Consider the following 24,377-nt stretch of genomic DNA (forward strand, 5'->3'; position numbering starts at 1 on the left):
ATCGCTTACTTCCGAGTTGCAGCTGCGCAAGGGTCACAGGCAGACACCATGGCGGCAAGAGAACTCCCTAGCGCCCCTATAGTAAGCACGAGCTCGGTTTTGATCAGAAGTTGAAGGGGGATTTGTTAATGAAATTGGGCTACCAAACGAACACTTGGGGAGGCGTAGTCGGCCACCCGGCCGGCGTGACCTCAGTGAAAGATCTTTATTATCTGGCCAACGGCTCCACGGAGCAAGCAGCACGGGATATTGCTTCCGCCGGTTACAAAGGGATCGAGCTGTTTGACGGCAATCTGGCGGAGTACGAGAACCGGCAGGACGATTTTCGTCGAATGATGGCGGATCTGCAGTTGACGTTGGTTGGTGTCTACACCGGGGCAAACTTCATTTTTAGAGATATATTGGATGAAGAATTCGCCAAAATTGAAAAAGTCGCCAAGTTGGCGTCGGAGTTCGGCGCAGAACATCTTGTTTTCGGTGGAGGTGCCGTGCGTTCGGGCGGTATTCAGGAATCTGATTACGAGGTGCTGGCCCAGTCGTTAACGCGTGCCGAGGAAATTGCAGTCAAGTATGGACTCACTCCAAGCTACCATCCGCATCTCGGCACCTGCGTGCAGGCGCCCGAGCAGTTGGACAAGCTCATGAGCATGACAACCATCGCTTTGTGCCCGGACACGGCGCACATCGAGGCGGGCGGCGGAAATCCGGTAACCGTGATGCGGAAGTATATCGACCGAATCAAGTATGTCCATTTCAAAGACTACAAGGATGGCCAGTTCCTGCCGCTCGGCGAGGGCGACCAGAATTTTGCAGAAATGCTGTCCATACTTCAGGGCGCGAACTATGACGGTTGGGTCTTGGTTGAGCTAGACAGCCACCAGGATCCTTTACAAGCAGCTCAGATAAGCAAGTCATACTTACAAGATACATTAAATCTTGCGTAACTCGTACTTATAACTATCCATCCAAAAAAGGAGAGATACACACATGCGTAAATTAAACGTAGCAATGATCGGCGGAGGCTTCATGGGGAAAGCACATTCTATCGCGTATGCAGGCATGCCGATGTTTTTTTGGCCCGCCCCGGCGATACCTGTGCGTAAAGCTGTGGTAGATGTCAATGAGGAGATGGCGAAAACTGCGGCAGAGCGTTATGGCTTTGAAGCTCATTATGCTGACTGGCGGCGGGTCATCGAAGATCCTTCGATCGACATTATCGATATCGTCACTCCGAACGACTCGCATGCGGAGATTGCCATTGCTGCGGCCAAAGCTGGGAAACACATCATTTGCGAAAAACCGCTTGCCCGTAACGGGGAAGAAGCCAAAAGCATGCTGGATGCCGTGAAGGAAGCAGGCGTAAAGCACATGGTTGCATTTAACTACCGCCGCACTCCGGCTATTGCTTTGGCAAGAAAATATATTGAAGATGGTGCTATAGGCAAAATTCTCAACTTCCGCGGTACATATCTGCAAGATTGGTCAGCAGATCCGAATTCACCTCTCTCCTGGAGATTTAAGAAATCGGTTGCAGGCTCCGGTGCACTTGGTGATATCGCAACACATGTGATTGACATCGCGAGGTATTTGGTGGGAGACATCACAGAAGTTATGGCGACGACCAACACTTGGATCAAGGAACGCCCCGTTCAGTCGGGCGGCGTTGACAAACTCGGCACGGTCAAGGCAGCAGGCGACGTGAAAAAAGAAGCGGTAGACGTAGACGATGAGGTCAGCACTTTCCTCCGCTTCGATAGCGGAGCGGTCGGCAGCATCGAGGCTACACGTAACGCGTGGGGCCGCAATAACTTTATCACTTTTGAAATCCATGGTGAGAGCGGTTCCATCTTCTTCAACTATGAGCGGCGTGATGAGCTGCAGGTCTGCTTCGAAGACGACCCGGGAGACAGAAGAGGCTTCCGCACGATCTACACCGGTCCTGCGCACCCGTATGGCGAGGCCCTTTGGCCGATTCCGGCTCTTGGCGTCGGCTATACCGAGACCAAAATCGTCGAATGCCACGACTTTATCTCTTCCATTGTGAACGATACGGAAGTATCTCCGAACTTCTACGATGGTTATCGGATTGCTGTGATCAGCGATGCCATCCTGGAATCGGCAAGCAGCGAAAAATGGGTGAAATCAATATAATCCCACAGAGGCGAAAACAGGTGCTGCCGGGCTGCTCCCAATCCCGGCAGCTGCTCATAAAGGGGGACCTTCGTATGGAAACACCAATTCTGCAAATGAGCGAGATATCCAAATCATTTAATGGAATAAAAGTGCTCAACAATGTGGATTTCGAGCTAAGAAAAGGCGAAGTTCATGCCCTGATGGGCGGCAACGGCGCCGGCAAGTCGACATTAATGAAGATTTTGACGGGCGTATACCAAAAGGACGGCGGAAGGATCACGATTAACGGCAACGAGGTGCAGATCCACACGACGAATGATGCGGAAAAGCACGGTGTCTCCATGATATTTCAGGAGTTCAGCCTGGTTCCCACGTTAACCGTCGCACAAAATATTTTTATCAATAGAGAACCGAAAACGGCACTGGGCTTCATCGATGATAAAAAGACAAATCAAATGGCCAAGAAGCTGCTGCAGGCACTTAACGTAGATATAAAGCCGACTGATCTGGTCGCGGACCTGGGAGTCGGGTACTGGCAGATGACCGAAATTGCGAAAGCGCTATCCAAACAAACGAAAATTTTGGTAATGGATGAGCCGACAGCATCTTTAACGAAGCGGGAGACGGAAGTGCTTTTTGAATTCATCGCACGCTTGAAGAATAACGGCATCTCAATCATCTACATCTCCCACCGCATGGAAGAGATTTTTCAAATCTGTGACCGCATCACGATTATGGGTGACGGCCGTCACGTGATCACCGCCAACATTAAAGATCTGGATATGGACAGTGTCATTACATACATTTCCGGCAAAAACGTCGCTAAATTCGAGTGGAAGCCGCGCAAAGCGATGAACAGCAATCAGGTCGTGCTTAAAGTGCACAATTTGACAACCAAAAATCGTGTTAACGGTGTGGAATTCGAACTTCGCCAGGGTGAAGTGCTCGGTATCGCCGGCTTGATGGGCAGCGGCAGAACCGAAACTTTGCGCGCACTGTTCGGCATTGATGCTATCACTGCAGGTGAGATTCATATTAAAGGAAAGAAAGCCGTGATACGCTCGCCGAAGGATGCAATTAATCACGGACTTGCGTTAATCCCCGAGGATCGAAGAGTACAAGGATTGGTCTTGGAACATGAAGTAAAGGATAATATTTTGCTGCCTTCGCTATCACAAATAACAAACGGACTTGTGGACGATAGCATGGGGAACAAAATCGCTGCGGAATGGGTGGCGAAGCTAAGAATCAAAACCGATTCCATTCACAAGAGAGCCAGCCTGCTGTCAGGCGGCAATCAACAAAAAATCGTGTTTGCGAAATGGCTGGCGAATTCACCGGACATCATCATGCTGGACGAGCCCACCATAGGAATCGATATCGGTGCAAAAACCGAAATCATAGAGATGATAAGGCAGTTGGCCGACGAGGGCAAGAGCATCCTGCTGGTTTCTTCGGAAATGACAGAGCTTTTGGCGGTAAGTGATCGCGTGCTCGTATTCCACGGCGGACAAGCAGTCAAGCAATTTATGCGCGAAGAGATAAGCACGGAGGAGGTTTTGGAGCATGCAATCCAAGGTTTCTAGTTCGCTCCCGGGGAAGACGGCCAACCCCTTGTCCGCCCTTTTTAATTGGCGCCAATACATCGTTTATATCGCCTTTGTTGGCGTTTTGGTTTATTTCGCGGCTACTTTAAGCGATGACGGATTTCTGACAACGTACAACCTCCTGAACATCGTGCGGCAAACAGCTATCATTTCCATTATGGCCGTGGCTATGACGTTCGTCATGAGTGCTTCGGAAATCGATTTATCTATCGGTTCGATCGCGGCACTATCATCATTGACCTCAGCTTTGGCGCTGGACGCAGATTTCGGTATCATCGGCGCGACCGTCGCAGGGCTGGGCACGGGATTCGTCATTGGGCTCATTAACGGACTGTTGGTAACCAAAGTGGTTATCCCTTCTTTCCTCGTGACGCTGGGCATGATGGGCATCGCCAAGGGTTTGGCTATGTGGGTGACGGCTACCGCGCCCGTGCCAATTTTGGATAAAACGTTCGTTTATTTATTCGGTTCAGGCGATGTTGGCAGCGTACCGATTTTGTTAATCTGGACTGTGGTCATTGTATTCGCCGGGCATGTGTTGCTTCGTAAAACCGCCTTTGGCAGAAGAACACTGGCGACAGGCGGGAATCCGAGCGCAGCCGCATTTTCCGGTGTGAACGTATCTAGAATAAAGCTCTATGTCATGATCGGATCGGGTATGCTGGCAGGCCTTGCCGGAATGCTGTACGCCGGACGGATGCACGCAGGCAGGTATACCTTCGGCGAGGGCGACGAATTATCCGTTATCGCCGCAGTTATTCTTGGCGGGACAAGCCTGTTTGGCGGGGTTGGCACGGTGATCGGAACGCTCATCGGATCGCTCATGATCGGCACGATCAATAACGGGCTTATTATTATGGGGCTGGATGTCAGTCAGCAGATGATCGTTAAGGGTCTTATTATTATTTTAGCCGTTGCCTTCGGACGCAAGGCCGTCAGCAGATGATGAGCGGGCGTGAAGCAAATCAGAAAATAAAACCTGCTTTCAGCGGCAACGGAATATAGATGGGGGTGATACAGATGAAAAAGCTGTTCTCTGGAGTTTTTTTATCCGCCGTACTTCTCAGTTTGATGTTAGCAGGCTGCGGTAAAAGCGACACCAGCACAGCCGCCACTGGGAGCAGCATGGACGCCGCTCCCGCTCCCGCTTCCGGTCCTATCACAATCAACATGGATCTGCCGGACAATCCAATTATGAGCGTAGGCCCCGATAGTGAAGCTGCGGTGTCTGCCAAGACACTCAAACTTACCGTGGACGACATTGAACGAATCAAGAACGGGAACCACACCGCAGCTATCTCCTTGCATTATGCGGGTAACGACTGGTCAACAGCACAAGTAAGAGGTCTGACAGACACGTTTTCCAGAATGGGTATTAAAATCGTCGCCAAGACGGATGCCAACTTCAAGGCGGAAAAGCAGGTAGCGGACATTGAAACCATCATGTCGAAGCAGCCGGACATTCTCGTGAGTATCCCGGTCGATCCGGTATCCACCGCCGAAGCTTTCAAAAAGGCGGCAGCGGCCGGAACGAAATTGGTTTTTATGGATAACAAGCCTAACGGGTTGCAGCACGGTAAGGACTACGTCAGCGTTGTTTCGGCGGATAACTATGGCAATGGCGTGCAAGCCGCCCACCTTATGGCTGAAGCGATTGGCAAAAAGGGCGACATCGGCGTAATTTACCATGATGCGGATTTCTTCGTCACCAGACAACGCAGCGATGCATTTGAAAAAACGATAAAGGAGCAATACCCGGATATCAATATTGTTGACCGCGGCGGCATCATGGGCCCGAACGATGGAGAAAGGGTGGCTGCAGCGCTTCTTACCAAGCACCCACGTATGAACGGATTGTTTGTGCCCTGGGATATACCTGCTGAGGGGGCACTCGCCGCGGCTCGTTCAGGCGGAAGAGAGGATCTCGCCATCACAACCATCGATCTAGGGATGAGCGTTGCGGTAGAAATTGCTCTGGACGGTATGGTGAAAGGACTGGGCGCGCAGCTGCCTTATGATCAAGGCGTGGCGGAAGCCATTCTGGCGGGATACGCGCTGCTCGGAAAAGAGACGCCGTCCTATGTAGCTGTGCCTTCGCTGCGCGTAGGGAAAGACGGCATATTGGATTCATGGAAAACGGTCTACCATGCTGACGCACCGGAAATAGTGCATAAAGCTGCCAATCAGAAGTGACAGGCCGTGTCAGGCAAGCATGGACAAAGATGATTTGCTCCCGTATGATAAGACAAGATAGCGCTTTATCGTTCGCTTGCACAGAAAGTGGTGAGTTAACTGCTGCTCGTAACTGCGAGTATCCTTCAAATCATCCGCAGAGCTAAAAATCCAGTATCCAAAATGGATATTGTGGCGGCATCCGGATTGTCATGGTCGGCCGTGTCCGACCACGTCGAGCGTTTACACGCTGAAAAGTTAATTAAAGTGTCAGAGATCGGGAATTCCAGCGGCGGCCGCAAACCAAAGCTTTACGCTGTCAATCGAAATGTGGGTCATGTCATATCCATTGAACTCGGCATATCCAGCGGCCGGGTTGCCATCTGTGACTTCGACAGCAATATATTGTTCTCGCATCGCTGCGGCGTCCATGTTAGTGAAGGCCCGGACAGAGTGTTGGCTCATCTGTGCGGGCGGGTGAAAGACCTGATGGCGAGGCACCAAGTGGAGCCGCATACGGTCATGGGTATCGGCATCGGCATCCCCAGCCCGGTAGAATTCGCTTCAGGTCTTCCGATATCACCTCCGATTATGCCGGGCTGGGACCGTTATCCGATTCGAGACTTTTGGGCGAAGCATTTTGATTGTCCCTGCTATGTGGACAATGACGTCAATGTGATGGCGTTAGGGGAGCATGCCAAGGGGGTAAACTTCGAAGTCGATAATCTAATTTATATTAAGATCGGAGCCGGTATCGGCTCAGGCATTATATGCTTAGGCCAGCTGTACCGAGGGGAGAACGGAAGCGCAGGGGATATCGGGCATTTTGATGTCGGCAGCGATGTGCTTTGTTGGTGTGGCAACCACGGCTGTTTGGAAGCAATCGCAGGCGGAAAAGCGCTGGCAGCCAAAGGGGAAGCGTTGGCGTTGGCCGGGGAGAGCCCATTTTTGCTGGACATCCTGAACGCCAAAGGCGGTATCACGGTGAAAGACATCAGGAGCGGGCTGCAGAACTTGGACCCCGTCTCCCTGAAGCTGGTCAGGGAAAGCGGGATGCAGATCGGACGTGTGGTAGCGGCGCTGGCCAACTTCTATAATCCGGCACTGATTTCGCTCGGCGGCTCCGTGTCCGAATTGGGCGACATACTGCTCGCGTCGTTACGTCAAGGTGTGTATCAGCGTTCTTTGCCGCTGGCCGCCCGCAATTTGCAAATCAACAAATCCGTTCTGGGGAAAACCGCGGGACTGGTAGGCGCAGCGTTTATGACGATCGACCAACTAATCATCAACAGCACGGATAACAATCCCGAGACGTTTTTGCCGCTGCGCCAAGCGGCTGATTTGCACAAGGCTGTTCCGAACGTCGAATGACTTCGGGACAGCCTTTCAGGATTCGGGGGGATTGGCCGACGAATCTGGACTAACGTACGAATCGGATAAAAGCCTAAGCAATACTTGCAGTGGGCCTCACGATAATCTCATTGACATCTACTTCAGGCGGCTGTTCTATGGCAAATAGTATGGCATTTGCAATAGCAGAAGCAGGTATTGAGATGCGTCTATATTCCTTCATCACTTGTCTCGCTGCATTATCAGAGATACTGTCGGCAAGCTCCGATTCGGTAACGCCTGGGGACACTTGCGTGACGCGGATATCGCCGCTCACCTCCTGGCGCAAGCCTTCGGAAATGGCTCGAACGGCATACTTGGTAGCACAATAGACCGCTGCGGTGGGAGATACCGCGTAAGCGCCGATGGAGGCGATATTGATGAATTGGCCGAAGCCTTGTTTCTTCATGACAGGTAAGCCAGCTGCAATGCCGTGGAGCACTCCGCGGATATTGACATCGATCATGCGGTCCCACTCATCCACTTTCAGCGATTCCAACGGCGATAATGGCATGATGCCTGCATTGTTGAGAATGACATCTACCCGGCCGAATCTGTCAAGTGCGAGTTGTATAAAGGCTTCCATCTGCTCGCGTTTTGTGACATCCAGTGCTTGATAAGCCGCAGATCCCCCTTCCGCTATTAATATGGAAGCAAGCTTTTCTAACCGGTCGGTGCGTCTCGCTCCCAATACCACATGGGCACCATGCTGTGCCAGCAACCTCGCTGCCGCTTCGCCAATCCCGCTGCTCGCGCCTGTGATTAATACTACTTTTCCTTTTACGTTAGACAAATGTTGTTCCTCCTCGTTATACTTTTTCCAATAGATCGCTTTGGCGATCGCGAGAGTACGCTATTCTTCCCGGTACAAAATCATCCCTGCATGATACAGAATGCCGTCCCGAAAATCCCCGTCGGCCGTGAATCCGGTGTCATCTAAGTACTCGATGTGATCGCCTTCGATACAATAGCGGCCTTGGTAGGCGCTTTTCCGACTGCCGCGGGCCTCGTCGTAACGGCCATCGGGCAATAGCTCATGCCGGATATATCCGTCCTTGGTCACCCACATTCCTACATATGGATGATTCTCCCTATCTGTGCCAGATTGATCCATTTTACACTCTCCCTGTGCGGTCTTGTCTAATCCTGCCACCGTTTGATTACCAGCCGGGAATTGCAGCAAACTGCATATTAGAAGCATTATCAGCATGTGATTCACTTTTTGCATCCGACTCCCCTCAGCCATCCTCTTGGGACACTTTCATTATGAGGTACACAGCCGTAAATGCGGTAGCCAAATCCGCTAGTGTTCTTGCCTAATCCTACGAATTTGTGAGTATGAAGTCACCTCAAACTACGGAGGGTACTCATCCGACTGAAGAAGGCAGGGGACGGCTGCCGTGCCGTGCATCAAGTACACTGCCACATTGTTGAAGAGTAGTCTGAGTTAATAGCGAAACTGAAACTGCTTTCATGAGCTTCATTATAACTTAACGTGGAGTTGACACCAGGTTAAAACTCAATGGATTTAATAGAAGGTGTTCCAACTAGCAAAGGAGCTGATGCTTAATGAACAAGGACAAACTATTCAATGATCTGGAAGAACGCTTTCGGGAAGGCAAGATGAACCGCCGGGATTTTCTGCAGGCAACAGGAAAAGTCGCACTCGCATCGTTAGGGCTGGCTATCACGGCTTCACTGCAAGGCAGTGTTGTGGACGCAGCGCCCAAATTTACGGCTTATCCATTTACTTTAGGGGTAGCATCCGGTGACCCGTGGCCGGAAAGCGTCGTTCTGTGGACTCGGCTTGCGCCCGATCCGATGAATGGTGGCGGTATGTTAGACAAAGACGTTCCGGTCAAATGGGAGGTCGCGCTCGACGATAACTTCCGCAAAGTCGTACGTGAAGGCGCAGCCTTTGCAAGAGCACAGCTGGGGCATTCGGTGCATGTCGAGGTGGACGGACTGCGACCAAACCAAGTCTACTATTACCGTTTTCAAGCCGGAAAGGAGATTAGTCCCACAGGCCGCACGAAAACGCTGCCCACATACGGATCTCGCGTTGAGAAAATGACGTTTGCTTTTGCTTCCTGCCAAAATTACCCGACGGGTTACTTTACTCCTTACCGCCATATGGCGGCCGACGATTTGGACATGGTGTTTCACCTAGGAGATTACATATATGAGGGTCCGGGTCCCAAGCCGGAAACTCCAAGCCCACGCTACCATAACGGTCCCGAAATTATCACACTTGACGACTACCGTAAGCGTTACGCACTTTATAAAAGCGACAGCGACCTGCAAGCCGCACATGCGAAGTTCCCATGGGTGGTTGCTATGGACGACCATGAAATCGAGAACAACCATGCCGGCCTGATTCCTGAGGCTAATCAGCCGATCGAACCTTTCCTGGCGAGAAAGGCTGCAGCATTCCAGGCCTATTATGAAAATATGCCGCTAAGAAGCTCGTCTCTGCCCAGCGGTTTCACTATGCAATTATATAGACAATTTTATTACGGCGATTTGGCTAATGTGCATGTGCTGGATACCCGCCAATTCCGTGACGATCAGGCGAGCGGGGACGGCAGCAAGCCTCCGACGCCGGAATCCACGAGCGTGGAGCGTTCCATTTTGGGCGAAGAGCAGGAGCAATGGCTGCTTTCAGGGCTCAATCAATCGCAGGCACAGTGGAACATCATTCCACAGCAGGTGTTTTTCTGTAAGAGGGACTTCCGGATCGGAGACGGGGAGCAGTTCAGCATGGATGGATGGGACGGATACTCGGCCAATCGTGACCGCATCATCAACTTCGCTGAACAGAAGAACCTGTCCAATCTGGTCATCCTGACAGGGGACGTGCACTCGAATTGGGCGTGCGATATTAAGGCGGATTTCAACGATCCGGATTCGCAAATCCTCGGCGCCGAATTTGTCGGTACCTCCATTACTTCCGGCGGAGACGGTTTTGACATAACCGACGCCCAACAAGCCATACTTGCGGAAAATCCCCATATTAAGTTCTACAATAGTCAGCGCGGCTACGTGCGCTGCACCGCCACGCATGAAAAATTTCAGGCGGATTATCTGGTTGTGCCTTTCGTCACCCGGCCCGGTGCTGACATTTCCACTCGCGCATCCTACATGATGGAAAAGGGCAAACCGGGCTTGCAGAAAATTTACGACGCGGCCGTGACCGTATAGACGAAGTTAGCTGTTGGTGTCACGCATACCACATAATCAAGAGAATCAGCCATGGCCTCTTATAGCCATGGCTGATTCTGTCCGTTCCGAGCAGACGCTTGCAGCGCCGTCTTCAACTTCAGCACCCACACACGTCACGTGGATCGCTGCTAAATGGGATCTAAATAAACAGTAAAAGACTGACCGCCATGACCATCATGCCGCCGATCAGGCCATAGATCGACAGGTGCCCCTCGTCATATTTCTTAGCAGCCGGGAGCAGGCCGTCGAGCGAGATGAACACCATGATGCCGGCGACAGCGGCGAAAATAAGGCCGAATAGGAAGTCGTTCAGGAACGGCATCAGCAGCAGATAGGCGGCAAGCGCACCAACCGGCTCTGAGAGTCCGGACAGAAACGAGAGCTTGAACGCTTTCTTCTTATTGCCCGTCGCGTAATACACAGGCCCGGATACAGCGACTCCTTCGGGTACGTTGTGGATAGCTATCGCCACGGCTATCGCAATGCCCAGCGTTGGATCCTGAAGAGCGGAGGTGAACGTCGCAATTCCTTCCGGAAAGTTGTGGATCGCGATGGCAAGTGCCGTGAATGTCCCCATCTTGAGTAACGATCTGTCACCGCCCCGCGTACCTCCTGTGGCCTCCATATGCTCATCGGCGTGCGGATTCCCCCGCTGCGGGACGAGTTTGTCGATCAAGGCGATCAGCAGCATGCCGCCGAAGAACGCCGCCACCGTTATCCAATGTCCTGGTACGTTGCCCGCTGCAGAGACAAGCGCCTCTTGGGCCTTAACGAAAATCTCGATCATCGATACATAGATCATAACGCCAGCCGAAAAACCCAACGTTAGTGATAAAAACTTGGTGTTCGTCGTCGTGGTTACAAAGGCGAGTAGGCTTCCAATGCCGGTCGCAAGTCCGGCCATTAGCGTAAGTCCAAACGCCAGCAGCAGGTGCTCAGTCATCTCTGTCACTCCCTTCACTCGGTTATAAAATGTTTCCCTTAGTCAACATTTTAAGTCTGAGACAACTGTTTCGTCAACCTTGCAACTAAATCCATCACCCACCGTCTAAAACTATAAGAATGGAGATACAGAGTCGCGGTGTTCTAATTGTGAACTCCTCCACCGTTAGTCATGGAGGGCGGAGGATGGCCATAGAGAAATTCCCACGAATACCATGCGCAACTTGCAATGCCTAACGTCTGGTTTTAAGGAAATTGCTCTCTGCCCGTGGTAGACCTTTACAACGCACTTCCCCCAGCCGGGTAAACACTGAAAGAGTCGTATGCGACGACCTGCACGTACGCATGTGTGAGAGGCCCATGCAATTGCGCATGGGCCTACTCAATACTCAAGGACGGCAGGAGTAGAACACACTGCAGAAGTGTGCTCCCACTCTTAGTTTCATCCGTCGGATCCCTCTGTCTTCTTATCTATTTTATTTTTCTCTTCTTGCCACCATAAGGCTTCCGCAGGCTCTTCTAAAATCTCCTGTATTTCGTGCTTTTCCTCCACTGCCGGCGGTGATCCCCTAAGCGGTCTGCCCGCAGTTTCTTTAACAAAATACGTCGCAACAACGCCGATCAGACATGTAGCCACAAGATAATAAGCTGGCACCATGCGATTCCCCGTCACGTTAATCAACCAAGCCACTATCAATGGTGTCGTGCCGCCGAACAATGAAGCCGATATGTTGTACGTAATGGCAAGCGCCCCATACCTCACTTCAGTGAAGAATAGCGAAGGCAACAGCGATGGCATGGTTCCCAGAAGACAAGCTAAACAGATGGCTAGAATTATTAGTCCTAAAAAAACCAGCCAAGCGTGTCCGCTTCCGATAAATAAAAACGCTGGGATAGACAGAAATATTAGCCCCAGCAAGCCCCCTCGAATGATCCGTAAATTTCCAATCCGATCACTGACATAACCAACCGTTAACACAATGGGTATCATAATCAGCATGACCACTAGAATTAATAACAGCCCTCTGGTTTGTCCATAACCGAGCACGGCCGTCAGATGCGATGGCATATAGGATAAAATCATATAGTCGACAACGTTATAGAAAAAAACAATTATGAAAGCAATAAGCAAACTTCTCCAATGGTAAACAAAAATATCTTTTATAGACCCTGGTTCATTTTTTTTGTTTGCTTTCTCCAGCGCCTCAAAAGCTGGCGTTTCTTCTAAATGATTACGCAAGTAAAGACCGATGAGACCTATAGGCCCAGCGATAAAAAATGGAATGCGCCATCCCCAGGCCAGCATGTTTTCCGGTCCTAAAATAGCAGAGAGCAGCGTCACTATACCCGATCCCGCAATAAATCCGGTTAAGGTCCCGACTTCCAGTCCACTTGCCAAAAAGCCCCTTCTCTTGTCCGGTGTCGATTCGGCGACGAAAGTCATTGCACCGGAATACTCTCCACCCGTTGAGAATCCCTGCACCATCCTGGCGATGAGTAACAATATGGGTGCGGTCGCACCGATAGAGGCATAGCTGGGTATTAACCCAATACTCAAAGTAGCTAGCGCCATCATCACCAAAGTGATGCTCAAAATCTTTTTGCGTCCTAATCGGTCTCCTAGCATGCCAAAAAACATCCCACCGAAGGGACGGACAATAAAAGCGACAGCAAAGGTAGCAAAAGTGTACACCAGCTGCAGCGGGCCGTGCATTTCGGGGAAAAACACTTGCCCGATCGTGACAGCTAAATAAGAATAGATGCCAAAATCAAACCATTCCGTGGCGTTACCCACGGCAGTTGCGACAACAGCCCTTTTCATGACTTTTTTGTCTACAACGGTAATGTCTTCTTTATTTAATTTTGGTGCTTGTTTTTTGATTCGCTTCTGCCGCTCCAATTGTGAATTCCTCCTTGTGTTGGGCACACAGCCCAGTCTCACCTAATAATATTAACCAAGATACGCAAACCTATTAACGGGTAGGTCGGCATGGGCCAGCGCCTTGGCAGATGGTATCATAACAATGTTGACGAATGGAGAATGCCTACTTAACCCAGTTACTGCGTTAATTCAAATAGCTCAGATTCCACGTGGTACGATATTATTACTACATAAGTACACTTGATCGCCCTGACAAAGATGCAGACTTAAATCCCGCATTACAGCGATCTCATCATGAACACAAAGGGCGTTATGGTTATCGTCGTATTACGGCCGAAGTACACAATCTGCTAGATTTGTTTAACGGGGAGGTGATTACATACGCCGTTGAATCTCGCCCTATCTATTAACATGCCTCAATGCGGGGTATCTTGAAATCTGAGTTTTATATACATAACCACAAACGGATTAAAGCGAAACTAAAGGGCCTGAGGCCAGTACAGTACCTACCGGGTTGATGCCCTGCAAGCAGCCTAACTATATCCACCGTCTAACTTTATGCGGTCCACTTCATTGCCGACAGTTTATATTTTGTTAATAAGTTATTTAGAGAAATGCAATAGTGGTCCATTATAATACTAAGTAAGGAAACGTTTCCCCCAATACGAAAATAAAGGAGTTACGACATGAAACTTAGAAAAAAAACGATTACCGCACTCTCATTTACGCTTGGAGCGTGTGTGTTTGTATCTACGGCGTTCGCCGATACGCTGCTGGGCTCGGGCTACGACCAGCTGAAAGCTTCCGCCAAGTATACAGCGGCCCAGATGGAGCAAGGATTAGGCAACTATACGATCGAAGCGCTGTATGAGCTGAAGGATAACGATCAAACGCTGATCCAGTCATCCCTCTCTAAGAAAATCGATTCACAAAAGCAGGCATCTGAAAATACGACTGTGACACAAAATTTCAATGGGGAGACGGCCACTAGTTATTTTTACGCAGACCCCAAGCTCGTAATTTCCAACCGCGGGACGCAGGATAAATATTATGTAACGGAATTCACCGATGATGCGGACAGGGGAGACATTAACAAATTCACCAACCCGTTCAACGAAAAGGGAGCGCCGGAGATTGAAAAAATCGTGGACGCCGTGGTCGGCAATTTAAAAGACTACGTGCAGCCGGAAGAAAGAGCGGACGGCGGCAGAGTCTACACGGGCAGTTTATCCGAGGCCCAGGTACCCGCGGTGGTGAACGCTGTGTCTTCCTTCGGTATAAAACAGATGATGAATGAACGGGGACACATGCAGCAGCAGTCGAAGCTGCCGGACATCGAGAGTGATGTGTTTGTGAAGAAGGTGGTAGGCACCGCGGTAGAAAACAAATCGGGTATATTGGAAAGTGTGACTAGCGATGTTGTGTTGTCGGGGAAAGACAAAAACGGAGTGCAGCACGATTTAACGCTCAATGTGGTGTTCAAGCTTTCCAACATCGGAACTACGAAGATCACCTTGCCTGACCTCACAGGAGCAAACGTGGAAAAGGTCACCGAGACGGGCGGCTTTAGCAGCAAGCATGTTGGAACATACAAAAATAATATTGTTATGGAGAAAGACGGTAAATTTATTAAAATTGGTGAGAGAACTCTCGAACTAAACAGCGTGGATAAGGATAAAATCACGGGCAAGTATTTCGAAACCGTGAAACCCGAGTTTGCAGCCGAGTACGGAGACCAATATAACTTTACTTTTGAGCACAAGCCACAGCAGTCCGGGCCCAACTTCTTCACTTACACGAATGCCAAAGGCGAGCAGGAAAATGGGCAGCTGCATCCGAGTGATTCCGGAAAGATCTACCTCGACCTGAACATCAAGGTCGCCGATGACAATTCCTATCATTCCCATCAACGACCATACTTCGACGGGGAGTTTAGCCGCGTATTTCAGGAGTAGCCTGCTAAGGGAAGCCGCTAGTGCGGCTTCCTGAGCTTGTCGAGCAAGTGCCTGATGAATGGGCATACATTGGGCACTCGTCGACATTCTGGGGAAGCCGCAGCCCGGCCTCCTGACCATTTTTGGAGGGGGAAGTTGCAATACATGAATACAGCCATCAAGATCACTGGTTTGACGAAGGTTTATAACAACGGCAGAGGAATAAGCAATTTGAATTTAGAAGTTCAACATGGCGACATTTTCGGTTTTTTGGGACCCAATGGCGCGGGGAAGACTACAGCGATGAAAGTGATGGCGGGACTGCTGAAGCCAGACTCTGGAGATGTGCAGATTTTCGGAGCCAGCGTGTTAGAGGACTATGTCAATGCAATGAAGCATGTGGGTTGTATTATCGAGACAGCTGAGTCGTATCCCTACTTGACGGCCAATGACAACCTAAAATTATTCGCACGATTTTACCCGCACGTCGATCAGCGTCGAATCGATGAATGTCTGGAGATCACCGGCTTGTCGAAATACAAAAATGAAAAATCCAGAAGGTTTTCACTAGGGATGAAGCAGAGATTGGGTATAGCGGCTGCGATCTTATCGAAACCAAAGCTATTGATTCTAGATGAACCTTTGAACGGGCTCGATGTGGAGGGCATGCTGGAAATGCGCAAGCTGATTAAACAGCTCGCACAGGAGGAGCGTACGACCTTTTTCATTTCTAGCCATCTGATTCATGACGTGGAGCTTACCTGCACAAGAATCGGTGTTGTGTACGGCGGCAAGCTGATCAATGTGGATTACACGAACAACATTTTGGCGAATTACTCTTCTCTTGAAAACTATTTTGTCAGTGAGGTGGACAGGAATGGCAGGGTTTAAAGCCGCATTTTACATTGAGACCGTGAAGCTGTTCAAGAAGAAAAAAATAATCGCGGCCGCCATTCTGTCCATACTTGCCGTGCTGATCGGACAGATTGCGGTGACGGCCATCAAACACGGACTTGGACTTCGAGTTGTGGGCAGTACCGAATTTCCATTGGTAGTTCTATCGATGTTCAGTTATACGATCTTGCCGCTGTTCGCTACGTTCGTGGCAATTGATATGTTTAGCGGAGAATTTTCGTCCAATACGATGAAAATCACGCTCACACGGCCTGTTTCCAGGTTCGGCGTGTTTAGTGCGAAGGTGTTGAATTTAGCCTTGTTCATCTTTGCAACCCTGGTTTTTGTTATGGCGCTCTCTTTATGCGCGGGTTTCCTGTTTAATATGTCGACGGCGAGCGCGCTCGGGATCGCCAGGGTGGTACTGTCTTACATCGCGACGTTTTTTCCCGTTTTTGTATTTTCCCTTTTGGTGGTGCTGTTGTCTAATCTGCTGCGGGGCGGACTGGCTGTCTTTTTTCTCTCCGTCATTGCTTTTATTGCACTTACCTTCCTGAGTGTCGTGTTTTCGAGCTATTCGAGCTTCTTTATTACTTCGATGTTCGGCTGGCACACACTTTGGATCTCAGAAACAGTCAACGTGTTCAAAATAGTCCGCCAGATTCTAATCATGACGGGGTGTGGTATTATGCTATTTACAGCAGGTTACTACTTGTTTGACAGCAAGGATATATAGAAGGGGAGATAGATGCATTTAACCAAACGCTTTTTCGTCATGAACGCGTTGTCTGTACTGCTGTCTATTGGTTTGACGGTGCTGGCAGTGATCGTTTTTGTTGCTGTCTATACGAAAGTAGTCGGCCGTGAGGCGTATATGAATGAATTACAGCGGGTCTTCGAGATCAGGACAGCAATGACTGAGATCCAGCGGGAAGCGCAGACCTACGAGTTTGAACAGCTCTTGGATAAGCAATACCAGCAGAATCTCTCTGCACGCGTTAAGGCTTTGGGGGCCGCGGCTGTCCTGCTCAAAAACAGAGAAGTGTTATACTCCACCTCCAAGCTCGACCCGATCGACATCGGAAGAACCTTAATGCTCACTGGCAGCGCACAGAATCAGGATACCTTAGAGCTTGGGCCGGACGGTAAAACGTATATATTTGCGCGCGCAGACTACAAGCTGCCGTCTGGCGATGACGGGACGTTGTTGCTGTTAGCGCCGGCACAGCTGAATACGCACTTTTACATACTGCTTGGTATGTTTACGATCAGTGTTTTTATATGCGTGTTTCTATTGATGAATTTCTGGGTATCGTACAGATTCTCGCGCGGGATTATTAACCCGGTCGCCCGGCTCAAGGACGCCGCCGCAAAGATCAGCGAAGGCGATTTGAACTTCGGCATTGCTGAGGAGGGGGAAGCGGAGGTGCGGGAGCTCTGCAGAACGCTGGAGCTAATGCGGCTCAAGCTGAAGGAATCCATTTACTTACAGCAAAAATATGATGAGAACCGGATTTTCCTGGTGTCAAGCATTTCCCATGACTTAAAGACGCCGGTCACATCTATCAAAGGTTATATTGAAGGCATCATAGATGGCGTAGCCAACACGCCAGAGAAAATGCAGCAGTATTTGGAAACGGCTAGCTCTAAGGCTGAATTGGTCAACACGCTGATTGATGATCTTATTTTATATTCCAAGCTTGATTTGCAGCAGATCCCTTATCATTTTGAGCATACGGACCTCGCAGACTATTTCGCGGACTGCGTTGCGGATTATCGTTATGAGTTTGAGCAGGCCAACATCACGCTAGAGCTGATCAATGAGTTAGATGCGCCTGTTGTAGTGTTGATGGATCGCGAAAGGTTGAAGCGGGTCATTCAAAACATACTTGGCAATGCGCTGAAATACTTGGATAAGGCGGACGGCCGGGTTGCCATTATACTCAGGGAGACACGAACATCAGCCATCATGGAGATAAAGGACAATGGAGTGGGAATACCGGCGGATGATCTTCAACATATTTTTGACCGCTTTTATCGGGTGGATTCTGCCCGCAACAATGCTGACGGCAGCGGACTTGGCCTCGCTATTGCCAAGCAGATCGTGGAAGGGCATGAAGGAAAGATTTGGGCTACAAGCAGCGTAGGTGAAGGAACCCGCATGATGATATCTCTGAAAAAGGTATAGCATTTTGGAGGTTATGATGAAAAAGATACTCATTGTTGAAGACGATCCGAGCATTGCAAATTTGCAGAAGGATTACCTGGAGCTAAGCGGATACGCGGTGACCATTGTGCATAGCGGGGCGGAGGGCTTGAAGGCTCTTGCCGAAGACGAGTTTGGGCTCGTGATACTGGACATCATGCTTCCTGGGATAGACGGCTTCGATGTGTTGAAAAACATTCGCGAACGGGATGATATTCCCGTGCTTTTGGTCTCCGCCAGGGCAGAGGAAATTTACAAAATCAACGGCCTCGGCCTGGGTGCAGACGATTACATCACAAAGCCGTTCAGCTCAGGTGAGCTGGTAGCCAGGGTGAACGCCCACCTCAAAAAGTTTGAGCGGATGAAAGAGCGCTTTGGCAAGGGCAATGTGGAGACCACGCTGCGTGTCCGGGGCCTCGAGATCCATAAGGACTCCAGACGGGTGTTCGTGAACGGCAGCGAGGTTACACTAACACAGAAGGAATTCGACCTTCTGTTATTTCTTTTTCAGCATGCTAACCGGGTGTTCGGCAAGGAAGAGCTGTTTGAGCGAATCTGGGGACTGGAAGCGCTAGGAGACGCTTCAACTGTCACCGTGCATATCGCCAGAATCAGAGAGAAAATTGAGGAAACCCCGTCCAAGCCCCAGTATATCGGCACCGTTTGGGGATCAGGGTACAGATTTATGGTCTGACCGCATTAAAAAACAGGGGGCGGCAATCAACTCTACCGACGGATTGGCATCCGCAGTCACACTCAATACCAACAGCACACCCGCCGGAGAAGCAGACCTTTTCGGATGCTGTTTTCGTAAAGATTGTTGCTAATAGTGAATAAAAAATTGTTTATATAATATACTGGATCCCAAACGACGTTTCTATAAAATGGAATTATGAATCGAAACTTAGTTTCATTAAATGAAACAAGGAGGGGCTATATGTCTTTCATTTTCTCTGGGATTGACCATGTGCAATTGGCGGCTCCTGAAGGTTGCGAAGCAGACGCGCGAAGCTTTTTTGCTGACTTATTAGGTTGGAATGAAATCCCCAAGCCTGAGAACTTAAAAAAACGTGGTGGTGTTTGGTTTCAATGCGGAAGTCACCAGGTGCACATCGGAGTTCAAAAGGACTTTATCCCCGCAAAGAAAGCCCACCCTGCATTTCATGTGCAGAACCTAGATTCGTTGCGAGAATATTTACTGCAAAAGAGCACCTATGTGATTGATGATCATGCACGGTCTGATGAAGGTGTAAAACGCTTCTATCTAAACGACCCATTTGGAAATCGCATTGAATTTTTGGAATGGCTCTGACGCGAGAGCTGGCGGCCACCATGCAGGCAATCAGTGCAAAATGCCGGTATGCTCGCCACCATCGTGAACAAAAACTTAGAGCAAAGATAAGATATTGTAGCCGAGACAACGAGGCGGCCAAAGGAGGAAGTGACCTTTGCGGGTCCGGCCTTCTTTTTTTGCCGCATTTCGTCTTCTTTCTGAATTGAGCTTTAGTTCATCAACCAAATCCTTTCCTGCAATAACCCTCGTAAATGACGTTGTTCTAGTCGAGCCGTATAGAGCCTTTCTTTGTAAACTGTTCCAATTCATGCGCCGCGAGTTTATTTCGTGCAACGATGACCTATATCAATTTCGTGTCTTTTCTCAATCTCTCGTTTGCATGAGAACGTATATTTTACCTGGAGTTGTTCAGCGTGGGTTATAGTAATTTCCCAATTCAGCCCATTTATTGCTCATTCCTGTGACAAGCCGTTTTACCAAACTTTTCGTGAAATTGGATATGGTGCGTGGTTACTGTCGGCAGGGGTCACCTTTGCTTGACGTAATTTATTTTCATAATATGGAACCATTTGATGTAATCTACGGTCTATTTATTGGGGTGAAGGCATTGACAGACCACTGGGATTACTTAAAGCATCTAGCACATGGTTATGACCGTAGTATCGTGCTTCGTGACTTGATGGATTGGTTCGGCAACGATGTGTGGAACTTTGCCTATTTTATGACGAATCGTTGCGATGTCGCCGACGATATATCACAAGATGTATTCATAGCAGCATACAACGGCTTGTACGGATTTCGAGGAGAGGGATCGGTTAAAAGCTGGTTACTGACGATTACGAGGAATAAAGCACTACATTATTTGCAAAGCGCCTTCATCCGTAAAGTGACCCTAACCGACAAACTGAAAAGTGGTACCTCTCCAGCTGCGGAACAGGTGGTATTCAACCGTCTCGATAACCGCGCAGTTTGGGATGCAGTCATGCAGCTGCCTCGCAAATACAGAGAGGTATTGGTACTCGACTTTCATTACGGTCTGAAGCACAAAGAAATCGCCATTTTGTTGAAAGTATCAGAAGGTACGGTTAAATCAAGAGCGCATCGAGCTAAGAAACGGATGAGCGAGCTGCTATCCCGTGAGGAGGTGTAGAGTATGAGCGAGGAAAAACCGGATTGGGCCAAAAGTATGGCGGATCCGCCTTTTGTCATTCGTCAGTTCACGCCGGATTTGAAGCAAAAGGTGCTGCAGTATGCGGGCGAGTCACATAGAAAGCGTTTTTCTACGATGAAGGCCGTGTGTGTAGCTCTGGTCACAGCATCGCTTGTCATCGGGTTGTTGCATTTAACGGAACATGCGTTGCCTTACAGGGTCGCTCCGCAAGGTGAAGCATCCGGTGGACCGACGACAAGGAATGCTTATTATGAGCAGGGACGTGTGTTATTCACACTGTATCCGGAACCCAACGCGGAGGCTGGCAAAATCGCCGGCTATATGATCCATTTTGAAGAGCCTTTGGAAACCTTCATCGGAAAAACGTTGACGCTTCAAGCGGTGCATCGGTTGGCGGGCGTGAAGGAGACGGTGTCTTCCGAGATCATTACGAAGCCGAGCGCCGGGTATCCGGGGCTGGATCGCTACACAACCCATTTCGCTTTACCGCTAGAGGGAATGTGGGAGCTGCATGTGTTGTTAGACGATCAGCCTTATGGCAACGTGCAGCTATTCATGCGCGCACCGTCGTGGGACGTGACTCCTGAGTTCCAGTCAGGCTCTTACATGATGCGCGGGGTGGAGAAAAAGATCGGGTTCATCGATGCCGGGTTTATCGCCGGCCAACCCCAAAAATACATGTGGCATTTCTGGGGAAACGAAGATCTGCTGAACGGGCCATTTGAGGTGAAAGCGGTAAAACAAGGTACAGACAACATAATCAATGTTTACTCCTCAAACCAGGTAAGCTCAGCGAATGCCTTGGCCGGTGAATTGAATGGAGCTGACCGTAACGTCGTCACTTCGATGAAGTTACCCGAAGCAGGGCGTTGGCGGTTACTTCCATACGTGAAGGGACGACTGCTTGATACGATTGTCGTCGAAGTATTGAAGTAAACTTTCATGAGAAGATTTTTATGCAAGGCAACATCCGAGCCATAGGCTAACCGTGTTTGGGCCTACACACTATCGGCATCTTTACAGCGCAGCACTTAGCAGTTTACGTGTCCGCTGCTCCTCAAGCTATGGAAATTATCGTTGATATGGATTACATTCTTCCACGGAGGAGTACAAAAATGGAATGCAGAGTTTTTTCAAGCCTAGATACAAATTCTGACTGGTTCAAAAGTATGTGTGCATTGCACGATAGTATTTTCGGGGAACCAGAGCTCCAAATATATCACGCTGAATTATCGGGCAGACCTCAGCGCTTAGTGCTTGTCGCAGCTGATGATGGGCGTGTTGTTGGTTATAAAATAGGATATCAGGACAGGCAAAACCGCTTTTATAGTTGGCTAGGTGCAGTGCACCCCGAGTACCGCAGTCAAGGAATTGCGTCGGAATTGATGAGCAGGCAACACGCATGGTGTAAAAGCCATGGATATCACGTAGTTCGTACCCAAACGAAAAATAAATGGAGAAACATGCTAATCCTTAACATTCGACATGGTTTTGATATAATTGGAACTTTCACCGACGATCAAGGGGAAACAAAAATCATACTGGAGAAGCGTTTGTTATAAACGCAGGTATGCTTTTGAGACAATTCAGCTGAACGGGGGCATCGCTGACAGCTCACACCCATAGTCTGGATGAAGGACAGGCGAGCTGAATTTCACACCGTAGGGCGTCGGCGTTGGCACTAAACTTTAAACTTTTTTTCCCTGAAGGAGGCATCAAATTGCTGTTTGTTTTTATTCTTCTTTCCGCACTGGGCTATTTTCTTTTCATAGGCATCGCATCCTTGCTTGGAGTACATTACCGCACTAATAGTTTAGAACCTGTGATTTTTTTGCTGATCGTATTGACTGGTATCGCATTAAACATCAATTACAAAATTAAAACACTACAAAAAGAGACGAAAGCTGAGAAATAATTTTCGTGAGATCAGTACCGTGTGGAAACATGGCAACTTTTAGATTTATTTTGCGTCTGTAGCTATGCATAAATAACTTTCCATGAGGTGACGCCCTATGAAGAAGAGTTGGCTTGGACGCAAACAAAACATTCTAACTGCATGCTCCACATCCTTCCTCCTTGCTTGCCAGCTACTAGTAGTCCCTGCCACTGCTCAGGCCGCAGAAGCACACCCGGTGAAGGTGGGCCTGCCCTCTTTCCCCGTCCAAATTAACGGACTCACTATCGATCCCTACAAGGCGAAATATCCCCCTATCATTTACAAGGACATTACCTATTTCCCGGTGACCTGGGATTATACCCGTACCTTGGGTCTATCGCACACGTGGAGTGAATCGGATGGACTTCGCATCACCAGCAGGGGAATGGCTCAAGTGCGGCCGGCTGCGGATACCCAAGGTAATAACAGGAAAACGGCGTACACCGCAGTACCGGTCACCTATCCCGTATTTGTAAACGGCAAGCGAATTGAGAACGAGTCGGCGGCGTATCCGCTGCTTAATTTCCGGGATATCACTTACTTCCCGATGACCTGGCAGTTCATGCACGATGAGCTTTGGATGAATGTGTTCTGGAACCCTGAGGACGGATTTGCCGTCGTTTCGCCGCAGCGGCACTACTTGAGTACCATCTTGAACGATGACGCTGACTACCTGTATATTAACTCGGGTGTCCAGATGTTGAAGATAAAAAAATCGCTCGCCGAGCGGCCAGCAATTCTTACCAACGATGACAAAGCTAAGCTCACCAGTCTGCCCCAACGAACGTCTGCTGAGGTGCTGCCCGCAGCGCAGTTTGAGGCTCCTGACTCCCCGCTGACAGAGCGTAAGGACAAAGCATACTATTACAAAGGGGAAGAGCTGTTTTCGCTGACGCCTAATGACGGTTATTCCTCCCTACCGTTCACAGAGGGCGCTGCCACAGACAAAGAGTATACGGAAACTTGGCTTGATCTGGGGTCGGCGCGGAAGATCATGTCGTTACGAGAGATGGACAAAAACAACATCATTCCTCGCGAATTTTTCACTCATTACCGGTATTTCTTCGTGGATGGCAGTTCGCGCCCGGTGCCCGTTGATGGGTTCACCCGTTGGCCCATCTCAAGAGTACAAGCCAATCCAAACGGAACTTGGTGGTTGACTAGTACACCTCTCACAGTAGACGACATCACCGCCCGAAATAGCTTTATGATTGGCGAGCTGAGCCTGCTTCAACCAAGCGGCGAATCCGTTCTCGTAAACCGTCAACTCAACGCCAGGGAGATTGAAGTGCTTTCCCATAAGGAGGACGGCACACTCATTTTTCGCGCGTATACCCGTGCGACGGAAAGGGATAATCCCGGGTTTGGCATCTATGAGATCGACACCAAAGGAAAAATCACTAGGCTGAGTGATTTGTACGGGTCGGCCTATGTGAGCACTGATGGGGACCTGTGGGTCACCGACCGCTACACCAACCGGATCATGAATGTAACCAAGAATCTCAGTAAACTGTGGTATGACTATGAGTTCCCTTTCGCCGACCAAGGCTAGGCGCGAAGTACGTGTTGCTTCCCGCCGCACACGGGGGGTTTGC

General features: G+C 49.5%; 22 protein-coding genes and 1 pseudogene. 19 read left to right on the plus strand and 4 right to left on the minus strand.

Annotated elements, in window-relative coordinates; genetic code table 11:
• The first annotated feature begins 128 nt into the window (after positions 1 to 128).
• The 6 genes from CBW46_RS16230 to CBW46_RS16255 all read left to right on the plus strand — a co-directional run bounded on the left by CBW46_RS16230 (position 129) and on the right by CBW46_RS16255 (position 7,283).
• The gene (locus CBW46_RS16230) at positions 129 to 944 is read left to right on the plus strand and encodes a sugar phosphate isomerase/epimerase family protein (RefSeq protein WP_089201047.1); all 816 of its coding nucleotides are present in this window, start codon (positions 129 to 131) and stop codon (positions 942 to 944) included.
• A 43-nt stretch (positions 945 to 987) separates the two neighbouring features.
• Positions 988 to 2,151 (plus strand): levoglucosan dehydrogenase, encoded by a 1,164-nt coding sequence (locus CBW46_RS16235; RefSeq protein WP_089201048.1) that lies wholly within the window; start codon positions 988 to 990, stop codon positions 2,149 to 2,151.
• A gap of 74 nt (positions 2,152 to 2,225) precedes the next feature.
• Positions 2,226 to 3,719 (plus strand): sugar ABC transporter ATP-binding protein, encoded by a 1,494-nt coding sequence (locus CBW46_RS16240; protein WP_089201049.1) that lies wholly within the window; start codon positions 2,226 to 2,228, stop codon positions 3,717 to 3,719.
• The gene (locus tag CBW46_RS16245) at positions 3,700 to 4,686 is read left to right on the plus strand and encodes an ABC transporter permease (RefSeq protein WP_089201050.1); all 987 of its coding nucleotides are present in this window, start codon (positions 3,700 to 3,702) and stop codon (positions 4,684 to 4,686) included. The genes CBW46_RS16240 and CBW46_RS16245 overlap by 20 nt, the downstream gene beginning before the upstream one ends.
• A 74-nt stretch (positions 4,687 to 4,760) precedes the next feature.
• Entirely contained in the window at positions 4,761 to 5,933 is a 1,173-nt protein-coding gene (locus tag CBW46_RS16250) for a substrate-binding domain-containing protein (protein WP_089201051.1), read from the plus strand.
• A gap of 186 nt (positions 5,934 to 6,119) precedes the next feature.
• Entirely contained in the window at positions 6,120 to 7,283 is a 1,164-nt protein-coding gene (locus tag CBW46_RS16255; RefSeq protein WP_165842351.1) for an ROK family protein, read from the plus strand.
• Between the two features lie 73 nt (positions 7,284 to 7,356).
• On the opposite strand, the gene CBW46_RS16260 is transcribed toward CBW46_RS16255, so the two are convergent.
• Positions 7,357 to 8,094: an SDR family oxidoreductase gene (locus CBW46_RS16260; protein WP_089201053.1), complete on the minus strand. Its 738-nt coding sequence runs from the start codon at positions 8,092 to 8,094 to the stop codon at positions 7,357 to 7,359.
• Between the two features lie 60 nt (positions 8,095 to 8,154).
• Entirely contained in the window at positions 8,155 to 8,415 is a 261-nt protein-coding gene (locus tag CBW46_RS16265) for an Atu4866 domain-containing protein (RefSeq protein WP_089201076.1), read from the minus strand.
• 455 nt (positions 8,416 to 8,870) lie between these two features.
• Here CBW46_RS16265 and CBW46_RS16270 point away from each other — a divergent pair, with 455 nt between their 5' ends.
• Positions 8,871 to 10,502 (plus strand): alkaline phosphatase D family protein, encoded by a 1,632-nt coding sequence (locus tag CBW46_RS16270; protein ID WP_089201054.1) that lies wholly within the window; start codon positions 8,871 to 8,873, stop codon positions 10,500 to 10,502.
• 160 nt (positions 10,503 to 10,662) lie between these two features.
• On the opposite strand, the gene zupT is transcribed toward CBW46_RS16270, so the two are convergent.
• A complete protein-coding gene (gene zupT, locus CBW46_RS16275) occupies positions 10,663 to 11,466 on the minus strand; it encodes a zinc transporter ZupT (protein WP_089201055.1) in 804 nt (267 codons plus the stop codon).
• A 441-nt stretch (positions 11,467 to 11,907) separates the two neighbouring features.
• Positions 11,908 to 13,392, minus strand: coding sequence for an MFS transporter (locus CBW46_RS16280; RefSeq protein WP_424446608.1), 1,485 nt, complete (start codon positions 13,390 to 13,392; stop codon positions 11,908 to 11,910).
• 173 nt (positions 13,393 to 13,565) lie between these two features.
• On the opposite strand from CBW46_RS16280, the pseudogene CBW46_RS22350 reads away from it, so the two are divergent.
• The 12 genes and pseudogenes from CBW46_RS22350 to CBW46_RS16340 form a co-directional block, all read left to right on the plus strand.
• Positions 13,566 to 13,865: pseudogene (locus tag CBW46_RS22350) on the plus strand (IS3 family transposase); the annotation flags it as partial.
• A 168-nt stretch (positions 13,866 to 14,033) separates the two neighbouring features.
• Positions 14,034 to 15,302 carry a hypothetical protein gene (locus CBW46_RS16290; protein WP_089201056.1) on the plus strand — a complete coding sequence of 423 codons (1,269 nt, stop codon included), beginning with the start codon at positions 14,034 to 14,036 and terminating at the stop codon, positions 15,300 to 15,302.
• 144 nt (positions 15,303 to 15,446) lie between these two features.
• On the plus strand, positions 15,447 to 16,172 hold the full coding sequence (locus tag CBW46_RS16295; protein ID WP_089201057.1) for an ABC transporter ATP-binding protein: 726 nt from the start codon (positions 15,447 to 15,449) through the stop codon (positions 16,170 to 16,172).
• Positions 16,159 to 16,911 (plus strand): ABC transporter permease, encoded by a 753-nt coding sequence (locus tag CBW46_RS16300; RefSeq protein ID WP_089201058.1) that lies wholly within the window; start codon positions 16,159 to 16,161, stop codon positions 16,909 to 16,911. The genes CBW46_RS16295 and CBW46_RS16300 overlap by 14 nt, the downstream gene beginning before the upstream one ends.
• Before the next feature lie 12 nt (positions 16,912 to 16,923).
• On the plus strand, positions 16,924 to 18,363 hold the full coding sequence (locus tag CBW46_RS16305) for a sensor histidine kinase (RefSeq protein ID WP_089201059.1): 1,440 nt from the start codon (positions 16,924 to 16,926) through the stop codon (positions 18,361 to 18,363).
• A 16-nt stretch (positions 18,364 to 18,379) separates the two neighbouring features.
• Entirely contained in the window at positions 18,380 to 19,075 is a 696-nt protein-coding gene (locus tag CBW46_RS16310; protein ID WP_089201060.1) for a response regulator transcription factor, read from the plus strand.
• A gap of 243 nt (positions 19,076 to 19,318) precedes the next feature.
• Positions 19,319 to 19,693, plus strand: coding sequence for a VOC family protein (locus CBW46_RS16315; protein WP_089201061.1), 375 nt, complete (start codon positions 19,319 to 19,321; stop codon positions 19,691 to 19,693).
• Positions 19,694 to 20,207: 514 nt separating this feature from the next.
• On the plus strand, positions 20,208 to 20,825 hold the full coding sequence (locus CBW46_RS16320; RefSeq protein ID WP_243633353.1) for an RNA polymerase sigma factor: 618 nt from the start codon (positions 20,208 to 20,210) through the stop codon (positions 20,823 to 20,825).
• 3 nt (positions 20,826 to 20,828) lie between these two features.
• Positions 20,829 to 21,782, plus strand: a complete 954-nt coding sequence (locus tag CBW46_RS16325; protein ID WP_089201062.1) for a DUF4871 domain-containing protein — start codon at positions 20,829 to 20,831, stop codon at positions 21,780 to 21,782.
• A 179-nt stretch (positions 21,783 to 21,961) separates the two neighbouring features.
• Complete coding sequence (locus tag CBW46_RS16330) at positions 21,962 to 22,408, plus strand: GNAT family N-acetyltransferase (RefSeq protein ID WP_243633354.1); 447 nt, start codon at positions 21,962 to 21,964, stop codon at positions 22,406 to 22,408.
• A gap of 158 nt (positions 22,409 to 22,566) precedes the next feature.
• On the plus strand, positions 22,567 to 22,761 hold the full coding sequence (locus CBW46_RS16335; RefSeq protein ID WP_089201063.1) for a hypothetical protein: 195 nt from the start codon (positions 22,567 to 22,569) through the stop codon (positions 22,759 to 22,761).
• 97 nt (positions 22,762 to 22,858) lie between these two features.
• The gene (locus CBW46_RS16340; protein WP_089201064.1) at positions 22,859 to 24,334 is read left to right on the plus strand and encodes a hypothetical protein; all 1,476 of its coding nucleotides are present in this window, start codon (positions 22,859 to 22,861) and stop codon (positions 24,332 to 24,334) included.
• Positions 24,335 to 24,377 lie beyond the last annotated feature (43 nt).

Source organism: Paenibacillus xerothermodurans, from assembly GCF_002220865.2.
Taxonomy (GTDB): domain Bacteria; phylum Bacillota; class Bacilli; order Paenibacillales; family NBRC-103111; genus Paenibacillus_S; species Paenibacillus_S xerothermodurans.